This is a genomic window from Mycobacterium neumannii, from assembly GCF_002245615.1.
GTDB classification, from domain to species: Bacteria; Actinomycetota; Actinomycetes; order Mycobacteriales; family Mycobacteriaceae; genus Mycobacterium; species Mycobacterium neumannii_A.
Genome location: NZ_NKCO01000002.1, coordinates 58,251 through 81,393 on the forward strand (window position 1 = coordinate 58,251; position 23,143 = coordinate 81,393).

Below are 23,143 nucleotides of genomic sequence, written 5' to 3' on the forward strand. Positions count from 1 at the left end.
CGATTCGGTGCACCCGGTTGCGATGAGCGCGACCAAATACGCCGAAATCGCCCCACTTGTGTGCGTTATGTGTGCACCGTTGCCCGCAACGGCTGCCGCGCGGTTTCCCGCATCGTCAAAAGTGTCGCAATACTGATCACGGCCGCGGCGATCACGTAGTAAGCCGGGGCGATCTGGTTGCCCGTGCGGTCGACGAGCCATGTCGCCACGTACGGCGCGGTACCGCCGAAGACGGCCACCGACATGTTGTATCCGATGGAGTAGCCGCTGGAGCGGACTCTGGTGGCGAACAACTCGGCGCCGGCGGCCAGAGATGCGGACACAAACACCGACTCCAGCGCTGCCAGGGCGGCGTGGGCGGCGACGGCAGCGGCCAGCGAGCCCGAATTCAACAGCAGGAACAGCGGATACGCGAAGACGGCGAAACCGATTGCGCCCGAGTACAGCAGCGGCTTGCGTCCGATCCGGTCGGACAGCGCGCCGAGCGGCGGGATCAAGATGATCGCCACGATGCTCGCGACGGCGATCGAGACGAAGGCGTCGACCTTGGTGAACTCGAGAGTCTCGGTGAAATACGTTGGCAGGTAGGTGAACACGATGTAAAAGCCGACGTTGTGAATGACGACCAGGCCGGCGATCTGCAGGATGGGGCGCCACGAGGTGCGCAGCGCCTCGCGCAGGGGCGACGTGGCTACCTCGCCCTTCTCGCGCAGGTTTTCGAACTCCGGCGTGTCGCTCAACTGCAGCCGGATGTAGAGGCCGACGACGCCGAGCGCACCGGCGATCAGGAAGGGGATCCGCCAACCGTAGGAATCCATCGCCGATTCGGACAGGACGGTTTCGAGACCGGTGACCGTCAGCGCCCCCAGGAGGAAACCGACGACCACCGACCACACCAGGAACGACACGATGAAGCCGCGGTGTCTGTCGGTGGCGTACTCGGCGAGGAAGCAGGCCCCGCTGCCGTACTCGCCGCCCGCCGAGAAGCCCTGCAAACACCGCAGAAACAGCAAGATCAGCGGTGCCGCCACGCCGATCGACTCGTAGCTCGGGACCAGGCCGATGACCAGAGTCGAGGCCGACATCAACAGAATGACCAGCGCGAGAACGCGTTGGCGGCCGATCCGGTCGCCGAGTGGACCGAAGAAGAAGCCGCCCAACGGCCGCATGAAGAACGCGGCGGCGAAGACGGCGAAAGTACTCAGCAGCGCGGCGGTCTCGTCACCCGGGGGGAAGAACTTCTCGGCGATATAGGTCGCCAACAACCCGTAGATGGCGAAGTCGAACCACTCCACGGCGTTGCCGATCGACGCGCCGGTAACCGCTTTGCGAACGGCTCGGGGTTCCGCGGTGCGCACAGCCATGCCGCTGTATTCCCCACCGGTCCACCTCTTTAACCAGGGTCGGCGATGGGTGTCCACAGGTCGGTGGGCGCGGATCGACCGCGCAGCGTTTCCGACCCGTGCGCCTCCCAGCACCGTCGTTCCGGTCCGCCGGCGCGCTCGAGCGCGCGGCCCGAGCACAGCGCTCGCGCGGGAAACTCCTTGGCGCGGTCGGCCAGCCGTGCCGCTTCGTTGACCGCGTCCCCGACGACGGTGTATTCGTACCGGTTCTCGGCGCCGATGTTGCCTGCGAACACCGGGCCGGCCGACACTCCGATCCCGAAGTCGAGCTGCAGGCGCTGCAGGTCGGTGACCAGCACGCGTGCGGTCGTCAGCGCCGCCGCCGCCGGATCATCGACGCGCAGGGGAGCGCCGAACACGGCCAGCGCCGCGTCGCCTTGGAACTTGTTGATCAAGCCGTGCCGCTGGTCCACGGCCGCGACGACGACGCGGAAGAACTCGTTGAGCAGTTTGGCGACCTCGGCCGGCTCGTGGGTGACCGCCAACCGGGTCGACCCGACCAGATCGATGAACAGGACCGCGACGTCGCGTTCGTCGCCTGACAGCGATTCGTTCTCCTCGACGGCTCGCCGGACCACGTCCTCGCCGACGTGGCGGCCGAACAGGTCGCGCAGCCTGTCACGCTCGCGCAGCCCGGCCACCATGCTGTTGAAACCGCGTTGGAGGCGGCCGATCTCGGACCACTCATAGACCTCGACGGATCGCTCGATATGGCCGCGCTGGACCTCTCCCATCGCGGCGACGACTTCTTGAACGGGGTCCGAAATCGACATCGAGGTCAGGATCAGCGAGCGCAGACCGAGCACGACCGCCACCAACGCGAGCACGATCAGCGCCAACTCGATCGGGGCCGTCTCTTCGATCAGCCATCCGTTGTTCCGCATCACCAACAGCACGGCGATCGCCACACCCGGAAGCGCGGTGCACACGGTCCACATCAGCAGCAGCCGTGCCCGAACGCCGGGAGCTGTCAACCGCGATGTGCTGGAATCCGGTGCCACGCTGGCCAATACGGGTCGTAACGTCCGCAGCGTGAACAGGAAACCGGTGCACACCGTGGCGATCGTTCCGAAGAGCATCGCCGATCCGATCACCGCCAGCGCCTCGGATCCGGCGTTGAGGTTCAGCGGTACCAGGACCGCGGCGGTGAGGATCCACGGTGCCACCGTGGCCGCGGCCTGGCGACGCATCATCCTCAGCGTCGAGTGCCGTTCGTCGGCGGTGGGAGGGCGCCCCTCGCGCAGATACCGCAGCGCCGGGCGCAAGATGTAGGCGGCGCTGAAGCCGACCGTGGCGGTACCGACAGTGAGCAGCGCTGCCGCGGTGATCGCATTGCCGAGGGTGACCACGCTGCGCCCGGCCAGCAGCCCGACGATCACGATGACCTCGATCGCCGTCAGTAGGTAGGCAGACGCAAGGCCGGCCACGTACCGGGTGAGCAGGCGGCGTGGCCTCACCCAGTGGAAGGTATCAGTCGCTCGCAGGTAGCGGCTTGGCTTCCTTGAGAGACAGCGGCGTGGTGCCCACGCTCAGTGTTCCGGTCCCGGCTTTGGTCACCAGGACCTCGGCGCCGTTCTCGTCGACGTAGCGCTTACCCATCGCGTTGCCGCCGGACAGTTCCGGGTCCATCTGGGCGTCGGCGGACTTCTCGGCGTCCAGGGGCACCATCGGAACGCCGCCCGCACGCAGGTCGTCGAGGCTGTCCGAGCTGCGCACGACGATGACCTGGGTGTCACACACCTGGCTCTGCAGTCGCGTGCCGTTCTTGATCATGCTGGGCTCCTTGCTATTTGGTGGCTGTCAACTCGGCGATCAGTTCTCGGCGCAGCACCTTGCCGGTCGCGTTGGTCGGCAACTCGTCGCGGAACACGACGCGGTCGGGCGTTCGCGATCCACGCAACTGGCGGCGCACATGCTCACGCAGTTCGTCGGCGTCCGGGGTGGCCGGGCCGTCCGGAGTGTCGGCCGGGACCACGACCGCGACGATGATCTGTCCCCACTGCGGGTCCTCGGGCCCCACCACGGCACAATCGCGCACCGCCGGATGCTCGACCAGGACGTCCTCGATCTCGGCCGGTGCGATGTTCTCGCCACCGCGGATGATCGTGTCGTCGGAGCGCCCACCGATGAACAGGTAGCCGTCCTCGTCGAGCATCGCGATGTCCTTGGTCGGGAACCACCCGTCGGCGTCGAGCACCGATCCGATCTCGGTGTAGCGGCCGGACACCTGGTCGCCGCGGACGAAGAGTTCCCCGGTCTGCCCGGGGCCGAGCACTTCGCCGTCGGCGTCGCGGATCTGAACCTCGATCCCCGGCACCGGCTGGCCGACCGAGCCCAGCCTGCGCAGCACGGACTCGACGGATGAGGCGAGCGCCTCGCGGTGGTCATCGGGCCCGAGCACGGCGATGGTCGAGCTGGTCTCGGTCAAGCCGTAGGCGTTGACGAAGCCGACGTCCGGCAGCAGCGAAAGCGCCTTGCGCACCAATGGAAGCGGCACCTTCGAGCCGCCGTAGGCCAGGCTGCGCAGGGTCGGCAGCGACACGTTGTCCGACTCCAGGGCAGCCACGATGCGGTCCAGCATCGTCGGCACGACCGTCGCCGACGTCACGCCCTCATCGCGCACCAACCGGATCCATTCGTGGGCGTCGAACTGCGGCAGGTACACCATCTTTCGGCCGGCGTACAGGTTGGACAGCGCCGCGCTGACACCGGCGATGTGGTACGGCGGAACACAGATCAACGCGGCGTCGCCGGCTTCGGCGGAGTCGAACTCCACCGTGCCGGTGATATAGCTGGTGAGGTTGCTGTGCGTCAGCTCAACGGCTTTCGGCCGCGACGTGGTTCCCGACGTGAACAGCACGACCCCCACGTCCTCGGGGTCGGGGAACTCCGCGGCCGGCGCGGCGGTACGCGCGGCGTCGAGGAACTCGTCGGACCCGATCACCTGCTTGCCCGCGCCGGCCACCATCTCGCGGTATTCGGCGTCGGCGACGACGAGGGGCTGGGGGAGGCGATCGATGAGCTCACGAAGCCCGTCGGCGGACAGCCGGTAGTTCAGCGGCGTCACCGGCACCGCGGCGCGCGCGGACGAGAACAGCAGCAGGGGCAGCATCGCCCCGCCCATGCCGACGTACGCGACGTGCGACGCGCCGGACGCCGCGATGACGCCGGCCCCGCCGTCGGCCAGGGCGCTCAACTCACCTGTGGTCAGCCGCAATTCGCCCGACACCACGGCGGTGCGGTCCGGATTGCTCGAGGCCATCTCGAGCAGCAGTGAGATGCTCATGACTTGTCGACGAAGATATCAAGGATGGGGTCGTCCCCACCGCCGTAGCGCGACAGGTCCGTCACGCCGGATTCAGCGAGTAGTTCGGAGTCGATGAAGCATTTGCCGTTCACATCGGCCGCGGGTCGGGACAGGATCAGCGCGGCCGCGTCGCCCATGATCTGAGGGTCGCGCGACCGCTCCAGCATTTCTTGGAAGCCGGGAGCATTGGCGACCGCGGAGGTCGCGATGTAAGTCTCGGGCCACAGGCAGCTGAACCCGATGCCGGCCCCACCCCGTTCCTGGCGGAACTCTTCAGCCCATCCCAGCGAGAGCAGGGTCATTCCGTACTTCGACAGGGTGTAGGAGGGGTGGGCGCCCAGCCAGTGCGGGTTCATGTTCAGCGGCGGCGCCAGCGTGATCACATGCGCTCCCGGCTGCTCGGCTCCTTCGGCGCGCGCCGCCGACTTGCGCAGATACGGCAGCGCTGCCTTGGTGAGCAGGAACGTGCCGCGGACGTTGATGTCCATCATCAGGTCGAACTTCTTGGCGGCCAATTGCTCGGTGGGTTCGGTGGCGATGGCGCTGGCGTTGTTGACCACGACGTCCACGCCGCCGAAATGCTCGACGGCCGCGTCGACCGCGCGCTGCACATCCTCTTCTTTGCGGACGTCGCCGACCACCGCCACGCCCTTGCCGCCGGCGGCCTCCACCTCGGCGACTGCGGTGTGCACGGTGCCCGGCAGCTTCGGATGCGGTTCGGCGGTCTTGGCCAGCAGCACGACGTTGGCCCCGCGCCTGGCCGCGGCGAGGCCGATCGCGAGACCGATGCCGCGACTGCCGCCGGAGACGACGAGTGTGCGGTCAGTGAAGGCGGACATGGACCTCCTTTGTCTGCGACCAGCGTCGCCCCACGATGCTAGCCGACACCGGACGTGGCCGGTATTAGCGTTCTCATTTTACGCAAGTGCCATATTCGCTGTGTACCGCGCCTTCGGCACCTTTTACCGCCGGGTCACGCCCTGTCCTCGGTGCACGTTTCCGGCGCGCGGTATTGGCATTCTCATTTTTTGCAAGTACGTTATCCGTGATGAGCGAGCCAGTACAGACCCCGTCGGGGCTCCCGCTCGAGCCGGTCTATGGGCCAGCGGACAGGGTGACGGAGCCGCCTCCGCCCGGCACCTATCCATTCACGCGCGGAAACTTCGCGACGGGCTACCGCGGCAAGACGTGGACGTTTCGCCAGTACTCGGGGTTCGGTACGCCTGAGGAGTCCAATCGGCGCTACCGCTACCTGCTGGACCAGGGCGGCACCGGGCTGTCGGTGGCGCTGGATCTGCCCACGCAGTGCGGCTACGACTCCGACGACCCCGAATACGGCGAGGAGGTGGGCCGCGTCGGTGTCGCGGTCGACACCCTCGCCGACGCGGAGATCCTCTTCGACGGCATTCCGCTGGACAAGATCAGCACCAGCTTCACGATCAACGGCACGGCGGCCATCCTGCTGGCGTTCTACGTCGCCGCCGCGGAGAAGAAGGGGGTGCCGCGGGCCAAGCTCACCGGCACCATCCAGAACGACATCCTCAAGGAGTACGCGTCGCGCGGGACCTGGATCTGGCCGCCCGAGCCGTCGCTACGCCTGATCGCCGACACCATCGAGTTCTGCGCGGCCGAGGTGCCCAAGTTCAACGCGATCTCGGTGGCCGGGGCGCACTTCCGCGACGCGGGCGCCAACGCGGTGCAGGAGATGGCGTTCACCCTCGCCGACGGCGTCACGTACTGCGACACCGTCGTCGAGCGCGGGCGCATGACCATCGACCAGTTCGCGCCGCAGATCTCGTTCTTCTTCTACACCCACGGGGACTTCTTCGAGGAGATCGCCAAGTACCGCGCCGGCCGGCGGCGCTGGGCGACGATCGTGCGCGAGCGCTACGGGGCGTCGTCGGACAAGGCGTCGATGTTCCGGTTCGGTTGTGTGGCCGGCGGCGCATCGCTGTTCGCACCGCAGGCCCAGAACAACCTCGTTCGCGTCGCGTATGAGGCGATGGCCGCGGTACTGGGTGGCGTGCAGTCGATGTTCACCGCGGCGTGGGACGAACCGTTCGCCCTGCCCAGTGAGGAGTCGGCCACGCTGGCATTGCGTACGCAGCAGATCCTCGCGTATGAGACCGGCGTGACCAAGGTCGCCGATCCGCTCGGCGGGTCGTACTTCGTCGAGGCGCTCACCGACGCGACGGAGGAGAAGATCATCGAGATCATGCACGATCTCGAGACCCACGGCGGCATGGTCCGTGCGATCGAGGACGGCTACCTGCAGGGGCTGATCGCCGACGAGGCGTTCAAGATCCACCAGGAGATCGAGTCCGGTACGCGACCGGTGGTGGGGGTCAACAAGTTCGTCTCCGATGAGCCGCCGCCCGAGATCGCGACCTACGAACTCGACGCCGAGGGCCGCGACCTGCAACTCAAGCGGCTGGCGAAAGTCAAGGCCGAGCGCGACGCCACCGCGGTCAAGGAGGCGTTGGCGGCGCTGGCGCGTTCGGCGGAAGGCGACGACAACCTGATGCACAAGCTGGTCGACTGCGCCAACGCCTACTGCACTGTGGGAGAGATGGTTTCGACGCTCAAGTCGGTGTGGGGCGAGTTCCAGCAGCCGGTGGTGTTCTGATGGCAGACTCTTCGACGGCCGGCCCGGTGCGGGTTCTGGTCGCCAAACCCGGGCTGGACGGACACGACCGCGGCGCCAAGATCGTCGCACGGACGCTGCGCGATGCGGGTTTCGAGGTGATCTACACCGGAATCCGTCAGCGCATCGAAGACATCGTGTCGATCGCTTTGCAGGAAGACGTTGCGCTGGTGGGACTTTCGATCCTCTCCGGTGCGCACGTGGCGCTGACCACGCGCACGGTGGAGGCCCTGCGCGCGGCCGACGCCGGCGACATCGCGGTCGTCGTCGGCGGCACCATCCCGCAGGGCGACGTGCCCAAGCTCCTGTCCGCGGGCGCGGCTGCGGTGTTCCCGACGGGGACCTCGCTCGACACCCTGGTCGACGAGGTGCGCAAGCTGACGATGAGCCACCAGTGACCTGTTCGGCACTGAATTTCCGGAGGACGAACTGACATGCGCCTTGGCGTGATGATCGGGGCCGAACGCGGCGATATGGCGCGCAAGGTGAACAAGCTGGTCTCCGATATCGAGTGGGCCGAATCGGCGGGAATGGACACCGCGTGGATGCCGCAGGTGCCCAACGACTTCGACTGTCTGACCATGGTGGCGCTGATGGCCGCCCACACCTCGAAGATCGAGCTGGGTACCGCGGTGGTTCCGCTGCAGGCGCAGCACCCGATCGCACTTGCGCGTCAGGCCCTGTCGGTGCATGCGATGGCGGGCGGGCGCCTCGCGCTCGGCGTGGGACCGTCACACCACTGGATCGTGCGCGACATGCTCGGGATTCCCTATGAGAAGCCCGCCGCCTACACCCGCGATTACCTCGAGGTGCTCAACACCGCGCTCGCAGGCCCCGGAGACGTCGACGTCGAGAACGACACCTTCACGGTGCACAACCCCACCGTCCTCGGCGCGGAGCGCCCGCTGCCGGTGCTGGTGGCGGCGTTGGGCCCGGTGATGCTGCAGATCGCCGGGGAGCGCGCCGACGGCACCGTGCTGTGGATGGCCGATGAGAAGGCGATCGGCGAGCACATCGCGCCCAAGATCAACAAGGCTGCCGCCGAGGCGGGCAGGCCCTCTCCGCGCATCGTCGCGGGAATTCCGGTGTGCCTGTGCGCGAATTCGGAGATCGAGACGGCCAAAGCGCGGGCGAACCGTATTCTCGCCGAGGCCGAGACGTCGCCGAACTACCAGCGACTGTTGGACCGTGGCGACGCGCGTGACGTGGGTGACTTGTGTGCGGCCGGTGACGAGGAAGCCATCCTGGCGCGGTTCAAGCGGTTCGCCGATGCGGGAGTCACCGACCTGTCGGTGCGGCTGCTGCCGATCGGCGAGAACCGCGACGAACTCATCGCGTCGAAGTACAGGACGCGCGAGGTGATCGGCGAACTGGCCAAGGCTGTGCGGTGAACGGCCCGCTGGCCGGTATCCGCATCATCGAGGTCGGCGTCATGCTGGCCGGGCCGTACGCCACCATGCTGTTGGCGGACCTGGGCGCCGAGGTCATCAAGGTCGAGCCGCCGGGTGGCGAGATCTCGCGGCAGGTCGGCGACAGCTACTTCGCCAGTCTCAACCGCAACAAGAAGAGCGTCGTGCTTGACCTGCGGTCGGACGCCGGGCGGCAGCGACTGGGCGAACTCGTCGCGGAGTCCCATGCGCTGCTGGTGAATATGAAACCGTCGGCGATCAAGAAGCTCGGCCTGACGTACGACTCGCTCAAGCGGTTCAACGAACGCATCGTCTGTGTGGCGATGACGGGCTTCGGACTGGAGGGCGGCGACGATCCGGCGTTCGACTACGTCATTCAGGCGGCGACCGGCGTCGCGGCGATGACCGGCCATCCGGACGAACCGCCGACCTTGCCGGGGTACTCGTCGGCAGACAACTCGACCGGGCTGGCCGCGGCGCTGGGTCTGCTGGCGCAGATCGTTTCGGGCCGTGGTGGTCAGGTCGACGTGTCGCTGCGGGATGTGATGTTCTCCCAGTTGAACTACCGCGCGTCGGCGTACCTCAACGACGGTGCGGAGCCGTTGCGCTATCCGTTCGGGGCGCACTCGTATTACGTTCCGGCGCAACTGTTCGCGACGGCGGACGGTTATCTGGCGCTGTTCATCACCCATGACGGGTTCTGGCGGGCGTTCTCGGCCGAAGCGGGTATCGAGGGTTTTCCGACCATGGCCGAACGGGCAGCCCAGCGCGACGAGGTGCTGGCGGTGGTGGCCGCGGCGTTGGCCACCGACACCGCCGCGAGTTGGGAGTCGCGGTTGCGTCCGCTGGGAATTCCCGTCGCCGCGGTGCGCACACTGCCCGAAGCGTTGGAGCAGACGCCCGAGGTGGTCGTCACCGCGGGGGATTTCCGGTTGGTGCGCAGCCCGATTCAGATCGTCGGCTATGACCCCGAATACCGGCCGGCACCCCGCGTCGACGAACACGGCGATATCGCGGCTCAGTCGTCATAGGTCACGCTGATCGTGTCGGTTTCCGGGATCGCTTGGCAGGTCAGGATGTATCCCTCTTCGACCTCGTCCTCGTCGAGGGCGTCGTTGATGCGCATCGTCGCGCGGCCCTCGGTCAGCTTGCCCATGCAGGTGCCGCAGTTGCCGGCTTCACACGAGAAGCGCGGCGACAATCCGGCTCGCCTGGCGCTTTCCAGCAGCGTCTCGTTGGCGACGCGCGACACCGATACCTTCTTGCGGTCGAGGACGATCGTCACCTGTCCTGGCTGGTCAGGCATCGGATCCGCCGTCATCTATAGCTCTCCTGGCATATCGGTTCTAACTGGGCGAGAATATCATTCTCGTTAAATGATACGCTATTCTCAGAGCGAAATCCGGCTCGGTTGACACTAGTGAGGACAGAGTGTGAGTGAGGCGATCGCGCTCGCCTTCGAGCAGCGTGAATACACGCTGTCGCAGCTGGATGCGCTGGCCGCAGGCATGGCGGCCACCCTGGAGCGGCGCGGTGTGCACGCCGGAGACCGAGTGGCGCTCATGTCGTCCAATCGCCCGGAGTTCGTCGTCGCGCTGCGCGCCGTCTGGCAGCTGGGCGCCTCGGCAGTACTGCTCAGCCCGGCGTGGCGGCGCGCGGAGATCGAGCACGCCCTCGCACTGACCCGACCGACGCACGCGGTCGGCGATCACCCGGTGCTCGCCGAACTCATGCCGATGCTCTCGCTCGACGACCCGATCGAGCCGGGGCGGCGCGAGTTCCACCCGCCCGATCCGCAGAGCGACGCGCTGTTCGTGTTCAGCTCGGGCACCACCGGCATGCCGAAGGCGGTACGTCATACCCATGCGGCGTTCGATGTCGCGGTGCGGCACTGGCGCGACGCGCTGCAGCTGTCTGCGTCGGACCGCATGCAGATCATGACGCCGCCGTCGCACATTCTGGGCCTGCTCAACATCGTCATGGCGCTCGAGACCGGCACGTGGATCCGACTGCATCGGCGCTTCGACATCGCGCTCATGCTGCGACATATCGAGAGCGACCGGATCACCATCGAGATGGCGGTCGCCCCAATCGCTTTGGCGCTTGCTGCACATCCCGATCTGGAGTCCTACGACCTTTCGTCACTGCGTTACATCATGTGGTGCGCGACCCCTGTCACGGCCAGCGTCGCCGAAGCCGTCACCGCCAGGACCGGGGTGAAGTGGGTGACCGCATACGGCGCAAGCGAGTTGCCGGTGATCTCGTGCAACGACATCGACGGCAAACACCTGGACACCGTGGGCCGGCCCGTACCGGGCGTGCGCGTGCGGGTGGTGTCACTGGACACCGGTGCGGTCCTCGGGGGCGGTGAGGCCGGCGAGATCGAGGTGCAATCGGATTCGGTGATGGCGGGTTACCTTCCCGAGTCTGCGACCGCGGGAGCATTCCACGACGGCTGGTATCGCACGGGTGACGTGGGTTTCCTCGACGACGACGGACGGTTGCGCATCACCGACCGGTCGAAGGAAATGATCAAGGTGCGTGGCTTTCAGGTCGCACCCGCGGAGGTGGAGGCGATTCTGCACGGGCACGCCGCCGTCGAGGACTGCGCGGTGTTCGGTGTGCCCGACACCGTCAACGGCGAAGCGATCATCGCCGCCGTGAAGACGAATACATCAGTGTTGGAAGATGATCTGGTGTCGTGGGTCGGGGAGCGGTTGGCGTCGTACAAGCGACCCAGCCGGGTCTTCGTCGTGCCCGAGGTCCCGCGCCTGCCGTCGGGCAAGGTCTTGCGTCGAGTGCTGAAGGAGCGTCTGTGGACGTCCGTCTGACCAGTGAACAACAACAGTTGAGGGCCGCCGCCGCGAGCCTGGCCGACGACCTCGGTCCCGGATCGGTGGCCGACCTCGACGATGCGAATCGGGTCGCCAGGCTGGAGAAGGCCGTGGACGCCACGGGATTTCGCACGCTTCGCTCGGACGGCGCATCGGGGGTCGAAGTCGCGATCGTGGCCGAGGAGTTCGCCCGAAAGCTTGTCGACGTGCCCTTCATCGGGCCCGTGCTCGCCGACGACCTCAAGATGCGCAGCGGTCGTGAGCCGGTTGGCGCGGAGGCGGCGGAGTCGGTGGACCTGACGAAAAGCCTTGACGGCGTGGTTGAGTCGCCCGCCGAGCTCGACGGTCTGTCCGAGGAGGACGCAGGCCGGTGGCGCGCGCTGGCGTTGACGGTGACGTGCGCCGACCTGGTCGGCGCGGCCAGAGGAGCGCAGGCTTTGGCCGTCGAATACGCCAAGGTGCGCGAACAGTACGGTGCGACGATCGGCTCCTATCAGGCGGTCGGTCATCTCCTGGCCGAGAGCCTCGCGCTGATCGAGGGCTCGGTCAGCGTGCTGCGGCACGCCGCGTGGGCGGTCGACGAATTGCCGCTCACCGAAGCGATCGAGGCGGCGCGGGTTGCCAAGATCTACTGTGCGCGCTCGGCTTTGACCGTCTGCGAGACCTCGATACAGGTGCACGGCGGCATCGGTAACACCTGGGAGTGCCTGGCCCACGTCTACCTGCGCCGGGTGCTGGCCGCCACCGAGACGTGGCCCGTGAAGTTGGAGGAGCTGTCCATTGGACTTTCGTGACTCACCGGAGGAAGCCGCGTTCCGCGAGCGGCTACGCGGCTGGCTGACCGAACAGAAGGGCAAGTACCCGACGTCGGGCGACGAGTACTGGGCCGCCCAAGGCGCCTGGCACCAGGCACTCTACGAAGCCGGCTTCTTCGGCACGTCGTGGCCGAAAGAGTATGGCGGACAAGATCTCCCGCCGGTCTACGACGTGATCGTCGACGAGGAGATCGCCAAGGCGGGGGCGCCGGCGCGGCCGAGCCTCGGCTATCTGGTGGTCGGAATGTCGCACCACGGCAGCGAGGAGCTTCGCCAGCGCTTCCTGCCCGGCATGATCAACGGCACGGAGCGGTGGTGCCAGGGCTTCTCCGAGCCGGGTGCGGGTTCCGATCTGGCATCGCTGACGACGACCGCGACTCGCGAGGGCGACGAGTACGTCGTCCACGGCCACAAGATCTGGACCAGCTATTCCGACGTGGCCGACTGGTGTCTGCTGCTGGCCCGCACCGAGAAAGATGTGCCCAAGCACAAGGGCATTTCGGCGTTCATCGTGTCGATGCACCAGCCGGGGATAGAACAGCGGCCGTTGAAGATGATCAGCGGCGTCACCAAGGAGTTCGGCCAGGTGCTGTTCGATGGGGCCCGGGTGCCGGCGGAGAACATGGTCGGTGCGCCCGGTGAGGGCTGGAAGTTGGCTATGACCGTCGTCAGCCACGAGCGCGAGCCGTCGACGCTGGGGTTCTCGGCCCGCTATGGAAAGCTGGTGCGGCAGTTGGCCGCCCGCGTGGAAGGTCCGGCTCCCGACGAGCTGGCGTGGGCGTGGGTGCAGACCGAGATGCTGCGGCTGCACGTGCGCAGGCGGCTGTCCGAACAGCTCGACGGGCTGACGCACGGGCCGCAGGGCTCGCTGGACAAGCTGCTGATGACCTGGACCGAGCAGTCGGTCGGGCACGCCGCGCTGGCCACCGTCGGCACCGATGATCCCGAGTTGTTCGGGGCTTACATGTACAGCCGCGCGCAGAGCGTGATGGGCGGTACCTCCCAGATTCAGAAGAACATCATCGCTTCGCGCATTCTCGGATTAGGAGTCTAAGTTGTACGACCTACCACCGGAGATCGACGTTCAGGCCGACGGCCCGTTGCGCATCATCACCCTGAACCGGCCGGACTCCCTGAATTCGGTCAACGACGACCTGCACAGCGGACTCGCCTGGCTGTGGCCGCGGCTGGCCGAGGACCGGGAGGCTCGCGCGGCGGTGATCACCGGTGCGGGAAGGGCATTTTCGGCCGGCGGCGACTTCGGTTATCTCGAGGAGCTGCGTCAGGACGCGGACCTGCGCGCCAAGACGATCCTGCACGGGCGCGAGATCGTGCTGGGCATGGCGCGCTGCCGGATTCCGGTGGTGGCGGCCGTCAACGGTCCCGCGATGGGGCTGGGCTGCAGCCTGGTGGCGTTGTCCGACATCGTCTACATCAAAGACGATGCCTACCTCGCCGATCCACACGTCCAGGTCGGGTTGGTCGCCGCCGACGGTGGACCGCTGGTGTGGCCGCTGGAGATGAGCCTGCTGCACGCCAAGGAGTACGCGCTGACCGGCGCGCGGATCTCGGCGCAGCGCGCCGCCGAACTGGGCCTGGCCAATCACGTCGTCGAAGACCCGCTGAGCGAGGCGATCGCCTGTGCGAAGAAGATCATGGAACTGCCGCGCCAGGCGGTCGAAAGCACCAAGCGGCTGTTGAACATTCACCTCGAGCGGTCGGTGCTGGCCGTGCTCGACTACGCCAACACCGCGGAGGAGCAGTCGTTCAAGACCGACGACTTCCGCGAGATCGTCACCCGCCTGAACGCCAAGAAGAAATAGGCGCGAGCGTGCGTGTCTGCACACGACACGCCGCTCTTTGTCGGCATTTTGGGCACGCTCAAGGCATGGCGAGCGTGCGCACAAAGCGGCCTCAAAGCGCGCGGCACGGTTCGTCATGTGCAAACGCGCACCGTCACGCTGGCGCGACGGTGCGCAAACTGCTGTAAAGCCGCGGCGTGTCGTGTGCAGACACGCACGCTCGCGGAACACGGAGTAAAAGAAGAAACTACTTGGGGGGGAAGCGCAGTGCTCCGTCGAGGCGGATGATTTCGCCGTTGAGATAGTCGTTCTCGATGATGTTCTGCGCCAGTTGCGCGTATTCCGTCGACCGGCCCATCCGCTTGGGGAACGGCACCTGCGGACCCCAGTACTGCTCGAGCTGGTCGGCGGCCTGCCCGTACGCGGGGGTGTTGATGGTGCCCGGCGCGATGGTGACCACGCGGATACCGAGCGGTGAAAGATCGCGGGCCGCATTCAGCGTCATGCCGATCACGCCGCCCTTGGCCGCGGCATACGGCAGTTGACCGATCTGACCCTCGTATCCGGCGATCGACGCGGTGTTGACGATCACGCCGCGGGCGCCCTCGTCGAGCGGTTCTGACTTTGCGATCTCGGCGGCCGCGAGCCGCATCACGTTGAAGACCGCGGTCAGATAGAACTCGATCGTCGTCTTGAAGCCGTCGAGGGCCAGCGGGGAGCCGTCCTTGCCGATCAGCCGGCCACCGCTGGCCGGGCCGCCGTGGGTGTCCACCGAGATCCGCAGGGGGGCCAGCGCCGCGGCCTCGGCGATCGCCGCGTTGACGGACTCCTCGGACGTCGCGTCGGTGCGGACATAGCGCACGCCGAGTTCGCTCTCGAGCTTCTTGCCCTTGTCGTCGGCCATGTCCGCGACCACGACCTTGGCGCCCGCGCCGTGCAGACGCCGCACCGTCGCCTCGCCGAGACCGCCGGCGCCACCAACCACGATTGCCGAGCTACCCGCGATCTGCATACGGTTCCCCTTCTTGCAACTGGCACTCTCGGCTTGAGAGAATAACATTCTCATACGTCGAGACGGAGATACACATGCCTGAAGCCGTGATCGTTTCTGCCCTGCGCACCCCCATCGGCACCGCGATGAAGGGCACGTTGCGAGACACCGACGCCTACGAGCTGGCCGAGCACGTGGTCGGTGCGGCAGCCGGCGAGGTGAACGGGCTGCCGATCGACGACGTCATCCTCGGCGAGGGGCTCTACGGCGGCGGTGTGATCGCCCGCCACGCCGCAATCACCGCGGGCCTGACCTCGGTGCCCGGGCTGTCGAACAACCGGCATTGCGCCGCGGGCCAGGCCGCGGTCCAAAGCGCCGCCGCCAGCATCCGCGCCGGCATGGACCAGGTGGTGATCGCCGGTGGGGTGAACTCCGCCTCCACCACGCCGCGCTTCACCCGCCGCGCCAGCAGCGCGAAAGACGCCGCGATGCTCGACTGGTTTCCCCCGACGCACCCTGACCGCGCCGACGCGCCGAACATGGACATGTCGATCACCGTCGGCTGGAACGCTGCCGTGCGCGCGGGCGTCAGCCGCGAAGAGATGGACGAGTGGGCGCTCGGCTCGCACCGCAAGGCGATCCAGGCGATCGACGAGGGCCGCTTCAAGGACGAGATCGTTCCGATCGAGACGCCCCACGGACAGTTCGACACCGACGAGCATCCGCGTCGCGACACCAGCATCGAGAAGCTGGCCGCGCTCAAGCCGCTGCATCCTGAGATCGAGGGCTTCTCCATCACCGCAGGCAACGCCTGCGGCGCCAACGACGGCGCCGCCGTGCTGACGTTGGCCAGCGACCGGCTCGGGCTGCCCTCGTTGGGCACCGTCAAGGCGTGGGCATCGGTCGGCGTCGATCCTGCTTTCACCGGACTGGCGCCCGTCGAGGCGATCCCGAAAGCGCTCAAGCGTGCGGGTATTTCGCTCGCCGACGTCGATCTGTTCGAGATCAACGAGGCGTTCGCGGCGATGTGCGTGGCCACCGTCAAACTGCTCGACATCAACCCCGACCGCGTCAACGTCAGCGGAAGCGGTTGCTCGCTCGGCCACCCCGTGGCAGCCACCGGCGCGCGGATGCTCGTCACGCTCGTCCACGAATTGCGCAGGCGCGGCGGGGGGATCGGGGTCGCCGCGATGTGCGCGGGCGGCGGCATGGGATCGGCAACGGTCATCGAGGTGGCCTGAGCCGCCCGGCGGCGGCATCAAGCAGGCGCTCCGTAGACTGCCAGACGATGACCAGCTCAGACGATATTGCGGAGCTCATCGAGGCGGCACGCAACGGATCGGCCCGCGCGACCGGCCGATTGCTCAGCATTGTCGAAAGCCCCCGGCGCAGCGAGCTTCTCGACGCGCTCGGGCCCGTCGAGGTGCCGCGAGTGGTGGGAGTGACCGGGCCGCCGGGTGCGGGGAAATCGACGACGGTGGGTGCGCTCGTCGGCGCGTACCGTGAACGAGGCGTGCGCGTCGCGGTGCTCGCGGTCGACCCGTCGTCGCCATACAGCGGGGGAGCGCTGCTCGGCGACCGGATCCGCATGGCCGCCCACATCAACGATCCCGATGTGCTGATCCGATCCGTCGCCGCCCGTGGGCATCTCGGTGGGCTGGCCGCCGCGGTGCCCGCAGCCATCCGCGTTCTCGCGGCGCTGTCCTACGGGCTGGTGGTGCTGGAGACCGTCGGGGTCGGACAGTCCGAGATCGAGATCGCCGCGGTCGCCGATCCCACCGTCGTCATCCTCAATCCCGGCGCCGGTGACGCCGTGCAAGCGGCCAAGGCCGGCCTGCTCGAAGTCGCCGACATCGTGGTGGTGAACAAGGCCGATCGCGAGGGGGCCGACCAGACCGTGCGCGACCTTCGCGCCGAGAGCAGCGCCCCCGTCCTGAAACTGATTGCCGCACAAGGCGACGGTCTTCCTGAACTCGTCGACGCGATCGAGGCGCATCACCGCTCCGACAGCCCGGAACGGCGCGCCGCGCGCGCCAGGACGCAGATCTTGTCGCTGGCGCAGACGCTGCTGCGCACGCATCCGGAACTGGACCGGCTGGCCGCGGCCGTCGCCGACGGCACCGACGACCCCTACACCGCCGCCGAGCGCCTCTTCGTCGACCGGGAGCGGCCCTGAGCCTGCTCCGGTAGGTCGAGCAACCGGCGGGACATCCGAATCAACTGAGCGCGAAGCATTTCGGCGTCGAGATCGGAAACCAGCGGATGCATCACCGCCACGCTGATCGCACTCGACAGCACCGCCGCGTGCAGCCGGGCCTCCGGTCCGGCCTGGGTGCCCAGCAGCGCGGCATACAGACGCTCGATGAACCGTTGGAACGGCTCATGTTCGGCCTGAAGCCGGATGATCACCGGATCGAACTGCAGCACGCTGACGACTCCGCGTCGTTCGACGGCCTGGTCGATCATCCGGTCGAGCAGGATCTCGCGTGACTTGAGCCCGTGGTCGGCCGACTCGGCAGCTTCGAGCGCGTCCTCAAGATAGCCCATCTCGCGTTCGGTGATCGCGATGACGATCTCTTCCTTCGTCTTGAACTGGCGATACACCGCCGCCTTGGTCACCCCGATTTCATCGGCGATCATCTGCAGCGAGGTGCCGCTGACCCCGTGTTCGGCGATCAAGGCCACCGCGGCGTCCAAGACCCTGGTCTGCGCAGCGGTGCGGGTGATCGCACTGAATTTCTGCTCTGCCACGGCCATGTCGTCGAGGGTAGCCCAGCATTGACCGCTTGGTTGCCGATCGGCTACCGTTCGAGTAGCCGATCGGCAACCAACTATGAGGCGGACGATGAAGCGAACTGATGGCGAGTTGCTCATGCTGTGGGCGCTGCCCGCGATGGTGGTCATCTGGGTGTCCGCGTTCCTCCTGTTTCCCGGGTTTCTGCCCCCGATGTCGCCCACCATGTCCGCGGAGGAGGTCGCAGGCTTATACCGCGACGAGACGGCCCGGATCCGCTACAGCATGATCCTGTTCAACTGGTTCGGTGTGGGTCTGATTCCGACGGTGATCCTGTTGGCGATGCAGGTACGCAAGATGGCGCACCGCACGCCGATCCTGTCCTACTGCCTGATCGCATGCGCAGGTGGTCCGCCGACGCTGTTCCTGATCGCCAACATGTTCTGGTTGTTGGGTTCCTTCCGGCCCGAGCGTACCCCGGAGCTGACTCAACTGCTCAACGACCTCGCCTGGGTCACCTTCACCGTGCTGGTCCCCTATCTCATCGCCCAGTGCCTGGTGCTCGCCTTGGCGATCTACTGGGATCGTCGAGACCAACCGGTCTTTCGGCCATGGGTGGCGCACTTCAACCTGCTCATCGCCGTCGCATTGCTGCCCGCGGCGTTCGGGGCGGTGACGTTCGAGGGCCCGTTTGCCTGGGACGGCGTGCTGTCGTTCTGGGTCAAGAACATCGCGATCGCCGTCTGGATCGTGGTGATGGGAGTCGTTCTCGCCCAGAACATCCGCCGCCAACGTGCCGAAGTCGCGGTCGCCGCATGAGCGCGTTGAGCGCAGAACCGGTGACGGCGCCCGATCCGCCCAACGATTCACGGTGGGGCCGGCTGGTCTGGAACTTCCGCTACCACCCCAAGCGTGAGCTGTGGTTCGCGTGGTGGGTGATGGTGATCTTCTACCAGCTGTACGGCGTGCTGTTCTTCCTCGTCACGCGGGTGCAACCGCCGCCGAGCCCCGACTGGGACGCGCCGTTGATCGTGCAGTGGTTCGCCGATCGTCATCTCGGTCTGCTGACCGGGTTCGGCGTCGTGTTCCTGATCTCGGGCATGTGTGCGCCGATGAATGCTCTTCTCGCATATTCGATGTGGCGGATGTCGGTAAGTCGTGTCTTCGCCTACTCGTACCTGATCATGTACTCGCTCGCAGCGCTGCCCGGCATGCTCGTGATGGCCATCGCGATGACCGTCGGCGCGCTCCGGCCGGACCGTGACCCCGAACTGATCGTGTGGATGTATGACTTCGCGTTCCTGTCGTTCAGCGGCACGATGGGTGTCTTCCTGGTCGGCTCGGTGGTCTGGCTGGTGGCGATCCTGCTCGACAAGAACAACGTGTTCCCGAAGTGGTTCGCGTATCTGGGGTTGTGCAATGCGCTGACCGAAGTCGTCGTCGCACCGGCCTGGATCTTCCAACGGGGTGCTTTCGCGTGGAACGGTGCGATCGCGTGGTGGATCAACATGGTCGTGTTCGTCACCTACACCGCGGCGTTCATCATGCTGCTGCGCAATATGATCGAGCGGGAGGATTTCGGCACCGGACCGCTGCCCGATCTGCCACCGAAAGGCGTGACCGAAGCCACCGAAGCGGTGGAGGCGGCTCGATGACTGACGTCGTTGGCGCCGCGCCGAAACCGCTCGAGGATCAGCCGCCACCGCGAGTGCCCGGCCAGCCCGACATGTGGCTGTTCGTGTTGTTCGAGGCGCTGCTGTTCACCGGCTACTTCTCGGTCTACCTGGCCCTGCGCACGCAGAACGAGGATCTCTTCCTGCAGTCCCAAGCCGATCTGGATCTGCGGATCGGGGTCTTCAACACCATTGTCCTGCTGACGAGTTCGTGGGCGATCGCCCGGTGCGTGCAGGCCGCGCGCGGCGGTTCGTACCGTTCGGCGACGACGTACGCCTATGTGACCGTAGGGCTCGGGGTGACGTTCGTGGTGTCGAAGGTGTTCGAGTGGATTCTGGAGATCCGCATGGGGAACACGTTCACCAGCGCCGAGTTCTTCCAGCACTACTTCTTCCTCACGTCACTGCACTGCATCCACGTGTTGATCGGCTTCATCGTGTTGGGTGTGGTCCTCTACCAGTTGCGCAGCCCGGCGCGACGCTCGCAGGAACTCGTCGAAACGGGGGCAACGTACTGGCACACGGTCGATTTCCTGTGGGTGCTGATCTTTGCAATGCTCTACATCGTGAGGTGATCGGTGAGCAAACCATGAACAAGAGACTCGTCATCGCCTGGGCGATCCTGACGTTGTTGACGTTGGTCTACGTCTGGCTGGATGGGGCGGTCGACCAGAACGGCACCTTGAAGGCCAGCACCGTGGTCACAGTCAGCGCAATCGTCATCTCACTCATCAAGGTGCGCATCATCTTTCGCGAGTTCATGGAGGTACGCCACGCCCCGGACTGGCTGCGCCGCCTCACCGACGGCTGGGTGGTTCTCGTCGCCACTTGCCTGTTGAGCAGCTACTTCATCGGAATGGCCGTAGCCTGAGCGGCACTCGACGCTGAGTGTGCGGTTTCATACGCAGCACGCCGCGACGAGCGTATCGGGTCGCACAGTCGAGCACCGGCGGGCGTGCGAACCGCGAGTTACACGCGCGCCGAGGCGGCAAGGCCCGCGCGGTAGCCGAACACCATTGCCGGGCCGATCGTTCCACCGGCGCCGCCGTACGCCTTGCCGGTTGCTCCGGCCATCGCATTGCCCGCGGCGAACAAACCCGGGATCGCCGACCCGTTGACGTGCAGCACCCGGCCGTCGCAGTCGGTGCGGGGGCCGCCCTTGGTGCCCATCGCGCCGATCGACACCGGCACGGCATAGTAGGGCGGCGTGTCGATCGGGCCGAGGGTGCGGCCGGCGGGCGTCGGCGCCTTGTCGTCGCCCCAGTACCCGTCGTAGGCGCTCGAGCCCCGCGCGAAATCCGGGTCGCGATCGTGGGCGACGCCGTCGTTCCACGATTGCAGTGTGCGTGCCAAGCCGTCGGGGTCGATGCCGGTCTTCTCGCCGAGCTCCACCAGGTCCTTCGACGGTGAGAACCAGTCGGGGGCAGGGCCATCCGGTTCTATGCCGAGGAATCCGTACTTCTTCAGATGCAGCGAGTCGAAGACGATCCAGGCAGGATCGTTGGCATAGCCGAGCTTGGGATCGAGATAGTGAAACGGCCCCGCCATCGAGTTGTACTCGCCGGCCTCGTTGAGAAACCGCTTACCCGCCCGGTTGACGATGATGCTGCGCGGCCGGGTTCTTTCCAGCCGGACGCTGCGGCTGCGCGGCTGACCTCCGAACGTGTCGCCGGGAAGTTGCACGATCGGCACCCACCACGCCTCGCCCATGTTGGCCAGATCGGCGCCGTGCGCCATCGCCATCCGCAGGCCGTCGCCGGTGTTGTTGGGCGGCGAGACAGGTCCGCGCATCGGCCCCCGCAGGTACGCCTCGACCAGCTTGCGGTCCCACTCGAACCCGCCGGTTCCCAGGATCACGCCTCGGCGGGCCCGCACAGTGAACTCGTTGCCGTCCTGCGAGATTCGCACGCCGGTTATGCCGAGCGGGTCGGCGAGCAGTTCGACCGCGCGCGCGTTGGTTCGCGGCGCCACACCGAGGTTCAGCAGCCCCTTCAACAGCCCGGCGACCAGCGCCGTGCCCGCGACGCAGTAGTCGCCGGATTCGTCGTCGACCGAGGCGTGGATGCGCGCGCGGGTCTCGGCGTCGATGCCGACGTTGCTGAAATCCGCCGGAAACGAGGTGATGCGGTCGCGCCACTCACCGAGCAGGCTCAAGTCGAAAGGCTTGGCGTTGAGCGAACGCCCACCGGAGGGCCGCCCACCGGGCAGCTCGGGCTTGTAGTCAGGGAACCCCTCGGCGACCTCGAAACGCAGATCACTGTGTGCCTCAACGAAATCGAGCATCTCAGGTCCGGTGCGCACGAATGTCTCGACGAGGTCGTCGTCCATGTATCCCAGCGATTGGGCCCGCAGGTAGGCCATCGCGTCCTCGACGGAAAGCTCACCGTCCGCGGCGCGCTTGTGTGCCGGGATCCAGATGATGCCGCCGGAGACCGCCGTCGTACCGCCCACGGTCGCGGCCTTCTCGTAGATCTCCACCGAAGCGCCATTGGCCGCCGCGGTCAGGGCCGAGGTCAGACCGGCCCCGCCGCTGCCCAGTACGACCACGTCGACGTCATGATCCCAATCCGTCACGTGCTGCTCCTTCCGGCCGGAGTGACCCTCTAGTTGAGGATCGCGGACAACTCGTCGGCCGCCCTGATGACCGCGTCTCTGCCGCGTGTCAGGACGTCCTCGCGATGCGAGATGAGGTTGATACATGTCGGCGGCGCCGGTGGTCGTCGGCGCACCGGGACCGCGAGGCCGTAGGTGTTCGGCTCGATCTCGCCGTGGGTGATCACCCACCCCTGCTCGCGGGTCAACGGCACCAGGTCACGCTCGTCGGGGCGGGGCGGCATGCTCGACAGCAACGCGATTCCCGCGGCGCCCCGGTCCAGCGGATAGCGGCTGCCCTCATGGAAGGAGAGTTGATAGAAGACGTTGGTCGGCACGACGACGGCGATCGCGACCTGCTGATCGCCCTCGGCGACGAGAAGCGACACCGTGCTCGAGAGTTCGTCGGCGAGACTCCGCAGGGTCGGCAGGCTCAGCTGGCGCACGTTGTTGTCGAACGACGCCCCGAGCACCGCCAGCGCCGCGGCCGAGCGGTACCGGCCGTCCTCGCCCTTGGCCACCAAACGGAACTGCGACAGCGTCGACAGCAACCGGTAGGCGATGGTCCGGTGCACACCGATGTCGTCGGCGACCTGCTGGGCGGTCAAACCGGTGCGGGAGCTGGCCACCAGTTGCAAGGCGGCCAACCCTCTGGCCAGCGTCTGCGAGCCGGGTGCCCCGTTGGGCGCGGCACTGATCGACTCCGTCTGCCGGGCCCGGCCGTGCTCGACGCGCTGTCGGGCTCCGCCCTGCTCCACCCGCTGTCGGGCTCCGCCCTGCTCCACCCGATGTCGGGCTCCGCCCTGCTCCACCCGATGTCGGGCTCCGCCCTCCGAAGGCATGGCGTCCCTTCCTCGACTTCCCTTGACATCTAGCTGCCGCGAGAGTGATGCTCTGACTATAGTGCACGTGGGTGTGCGATAAATGAGCAGAGTGCTT

24 protein-coding genes are annotated in these 23,143 nt (G+C 66.8%); 14 read left to right on the forward strand and 10 right to left on the reverse strand.

Annotation, left to right across the window (positions count from 1 at the left end):
• Window positions 1-65: 65 nt before the first annotated feature.
• The 5 genes from CEX88_RS02930 to CEX88_RS02950 are packed head-to-tail and all read right to left on the reverse strand — an operon-like array spanning window position 66 to window position 5,549.
• Window positions 66-1,364 (reverse strand): MFS transporter, encoded by a 1,299-nt coding sequence (locus tag CEX88_RS02930; protein ID WP_094292353.1) that lies wholly within the window; start codon window positions 1,362-1,364, stop codon window positions 66-68.
• Window positions 1,365-1,393: 29 nt separating this feature from the next.
• Entirely contained in the window at window positions 1,394-2,860 is a 1,467-nt protein-coding gene (locus tag CEX88_RS02935; protein WP_094292354.1) for an adenylate/guanylate cyclase domain-containing protein, read from the reverse strand.
• 13 nt (window positions 2,861-2,873) lie between these two features.
• The gene (locus CEX88_RS02940; RefSeq protein WP_066843583.1) at window positions 2,874-3,176 is read right to left on the reverse strand and encodes a hypothetical protein; all 303 of its coding nucleotides are present in this window, start codon (window positions 3,174-3,176) and stop codon (window positions 2,874-2,876) included.
• Window positions 3,177-3,189: 13 nt separating this feature from the next.
• Window positions 3,190-4,689 carry a class I adenylate-forming enzyme family protein gene (locus CEX88_RS02945; protein WP_094292355.1) on the reverse strand — a complete coding sequence of 500 codons (1,500 nt, stop codon included), beginning with the start codon at window positions 4,687-4,689 and terminating at the stop codon, window positions 3,190-3,192.
• Window positions 4,686-5,549, reverse strand: coding sequence for an SDR family oxidoreductase (locus CEX88_RS02950; RefSeq protein WP_068201106.1), 864 nt, complete (start codon window positions 5,547-5,549; stop codon window positions 4,686-4,688). Before CEX88_RS02950 ends, CEX88_RS02945 begins: the two co-directional genes overlap by 4 nt.
• Window positions 5,550-5,758: 209 nt before the next feature.
• Here CEX88_RS02950 and CEX88_RS02955 point away from each other — a divergent pair, with 209 nt between their 5' ends.
• From CEX88_RS02955 to CEX88_RS02970, 4 genes are read left to right on the forward strand one after another with little or no spacing between them, the layout of a single operon-like run.
• Window positions 5,759-7,336 (forward strand): methylmalonyl-CoA mutase family protein, encoded by a 1,578-nt coding sequence (locus tag CEX88_RS02955; protein ID WP_068201104.1) that lies wholly within the window; start codon window positions 5,759-5,761, stop codon window positions 7,334-7,336.
• Window positions 7,336-7,752 carry a cobalamin B12-binding domain-containing protein gene (locus CEX88_RS02960; RefSeq protein ID WP_066843594.1) on the forward strand — a complete coding sequence of 139 codons (417 nt, stop codon included), beginning with the start codon at window positions 7,336-7,338 and terminating at the stop codon, window positions 7,750-7,752. The genes CEX88_RS02955 and CEX88_RS02960 overlap by 1 nt, the downstream gene beginning before the upstream one ends.
• A gap of 36 nt (window positions 7,753-7,788) precedes the next feature.
• Entirely contained in the window at window positions 7,789-8,745 is a 957-nt protein-coding gene (locus CEX88_RS02965) for an LLM class F420-dependent oxidoreductase (RefSeq protein ID WP_094292356.1), read from the forward strand.
• Window positions 8,742-9,794: a CaiB/BaiF CoA transferase family protein gene (locus CEX88_RS02970; protein WP_094292357.1), complete on the forward strand. Its 1,053-nt coding sequence runs from the start codon at window positions 8,742-8,744 to the stop codon at window positions 9,792-9,794. The genes CEX88_RS02965 and CEX88_RS02970 overlap by 4 nt, the downstream gene beginning before the upstream one ends.
• Here the strand turns inward: CEX88_RS02970 and CEX88_RS02975 are convergent.
• Window positions 9,782-10,084 (reverse strand): 2Fe-2S iron-sulfur cluster-binding protein, encoded by a 303-nt coding sequence (locus CEX88_RS02975; RefSeq protein WP_094292358.1) that lies wholly within the window; start codon window positions 10,082-10,084, stop codon window positions 9,782-9,784. The two genes, CEX88_RS02970 and CEX88_RS02975, sit on opposite strands and share 13 nt — an antisense overlap.
• 112 nt (window positions 10,085-10,196) lie before the next feature.
• Here CEX88_RS02975 and CEX88_RS02980 point away from each other — a divergent pair, with 112 nt between their 5' ends.
• Genes CEX88_RS02980 through CEX88_RS02995 form a run of 4 tightly spaced genes read left to right on the forward strand, consistent with a single transcriptional unit; the run spans window position 10,197 to window position 14,235 of the window.
• Window positions 10,197-11,594, forward strand: coding sequence for a class I adenylate-forming enzyme family protein (locus CEX88_RS02980; protein WP_094292359.1), 1,398 nt, complete (start codon window positions 10,197-10,199; stop codon window positions 11,592-11,594).
• Window positions 11,579-12,391 (forward strand): acyl-CoA dehydrogenase family protein, encoded by an 813-nt coding sequence (locus tag CEX88_RS02985; protein ID WP_094292360.1) that lies wholly within the window; start codon window positions 11,579-11,581, stop codon window positions 12,389-12,391. Before CEX88_RS02980 ends, CEX88_RS02985 begins: the two co-directional genes overlap by 16 nt.
• A complete protein-coding gene (locus CEX88_RS02990; RefSeq protein ID WP_094292361.1) occupies window positions 12,378-13,466 on the forward strand; it encodes an acyl-CoA dehydrogenase family protein in 1,089 nt (362 codons plus the stop codon). The genes CEX88_RS02985 and CEX88_RS02990 overlap by 14 nt, the downstream gene beginning before the upstream one ends.
• 1 nt (window position 13,467) lies before the next feature.
• Window positions 13,468-14,235, forward strand: coding sequence for an enoyl-CoA hydratase/isomerase family protein (locus tag CEX88_RS02995; RefSeq protein ID WP_066843610.1), 768 nt, complete (start codon window positions 13,468-13,470; stop codon window positions 14,233-14,235).
• 226 nt (window positions 14,236-14,461) lie between these two features.
• Here the strand turns inward: CEX88_RS02995 and CEX88_RS03000 are convergent, their stop codons facing one another.
• The gene (locus CEX88_RS03000; protein WP_094292362.1) at window positions 14,462-15,226 is read right to left on the reverse strand and encodes an SDR family NAD(P)-dependent oxidoreductase; all 765 of its coding nucleotides are present in this window, start codon (window positions 15,224-15,226) and stop codon (window positions 14,462-14,464) included.
• Between the two features lie 74 nt (window positions 15,227-15,300).
• Between CEX88_RS03000 and CEX88_RS03005 the strand changes: the two genes are divergently transcribed.
• Entirely contained in the window at window positions 15,301-16,446 is a 1,146-nt protein-coding gene (locus tag CEX88_RS03005; RefSeq protein ID WP_094292363.1) for a thiolase family protein, read from the forward strand.
• Between the two features lie 47 nt (window positions 16,447-16,493).
• Complete coding sequence (locus tag CEX88_RS03010) at window positions 16,494-17,381, forward strand: ArgK/MeaB family GTPase (RefSeq protein WP_066843616.1); 888 nt, start codon at window positions 16,494-16,496, stop codon at window positions 17,379-17,381.
• Here CEX88_RS03010 and CEX88_RS03015 read toward each other — a convergent pair.
• Window positions 17,336-17,962 carry a TetR/AcrR family transcriptional regulator gene (locus CEX88_RS03015; RefSeq protein WP_094292364.1) on the reverse strand — a complete coding sequence of 209 codons (627 nt, stop codon included), beginning with the start codon at window positions 17,960-17,962 and terminating at the stop codon, window positions 17,336-17,338. The genes CEX88_RS03010 and CEX88_RS03015 overlap by 46 nt on opposite strands.
• An 88-nt stretch (window positions 17,963-18,050) precedes the next feature.
• Between CEX88_RS03015 and CEX88_RS03020 the strand changes: the two genes are divergently transcribed.
• Genes CEX88_RS03020 through CEX88_RS03035 form a run of 4 tightly spaced genes read left to right on the forward strand, consistent with a single transcriptional unit; the run spans window position 18,051 to window position 20,483 of the window.
• Complete coding sequence (locus CEX88_RS03020) at window positions 18,051-18,758, forward strand: hypothetical protein (protein ID WP_094292365.1); 708 nt, start codon at window positions 18,051-18,053, stop codon at window positions 18,756-18,758.
• Window positions 18,755-19,594, forward strand: a complete 840-nt coding sequence (locus tag CEX88_RS03025; protein ID WP_238381931.1) for a hypothetical protein — start codon at window positions 18,755-18,757, stop codon at window positions 19,592-19,594. The genes CEX88_RS03020 and CEX88_RS03025 overlap by 4 nt, the downstream gene beginning before the upstream one ends.
• A complete protein-coding gene (locus CEX88_RS03030; protein ID WP_094292366.1) occupies window positions 19,591-20,187 on the forward strand; it encodes a cytochrome c oxidase subunit 3 in 597 nt (198 codons plus the stop codon). The genes CEX88_RS03025 and CEX88_RS03030 overlap by 4 nt, the downstream gene beginning before the upstream one ends.
• Before the next feature lie 14 nt (window positions 20,188-20,201).
• Complete coding sequence (locus CEX88_RS03035; protein WP_094292542.1) at window positions 20,202-20,483, forward strand: cytochrome C oxidase subunit IV family protein; 282 nt, start codon at window positions 20,202-20,204, stop codon at window positions 20,481-20,483.
• Between the two features lie 98 nt (window positions 20,484-20,581).
• On the opposite strand, the gene CEX88_RS03040 is transcribed toward CEX88_RS03035, so the two are convergent.
• Window positions 20,582-22,186: an FAD-dependent oxidoreductase gene (locus CEX88_RS03040; protein ID WP_094292367.1), complete on the reverse strand. Its 1,605-nt coding sequence runs from the start codon at window positions 22,184-22,186 to the stop codon at window positions 20,582-20,584.
• Between the two features lie 29 nt (window positions 22,187-22,215).
• Entirely contained in the window at window positions 22,216-23,046 is an 831-nt protein-coding gene (locus CEX88_RS03045; protein WP_094292368.1) for an IclR family transcriptional regulator, read from the reverse strand.
• Between the last annotated feature and the right edge of the window lie 97 nt (window positions 23,047-23,143).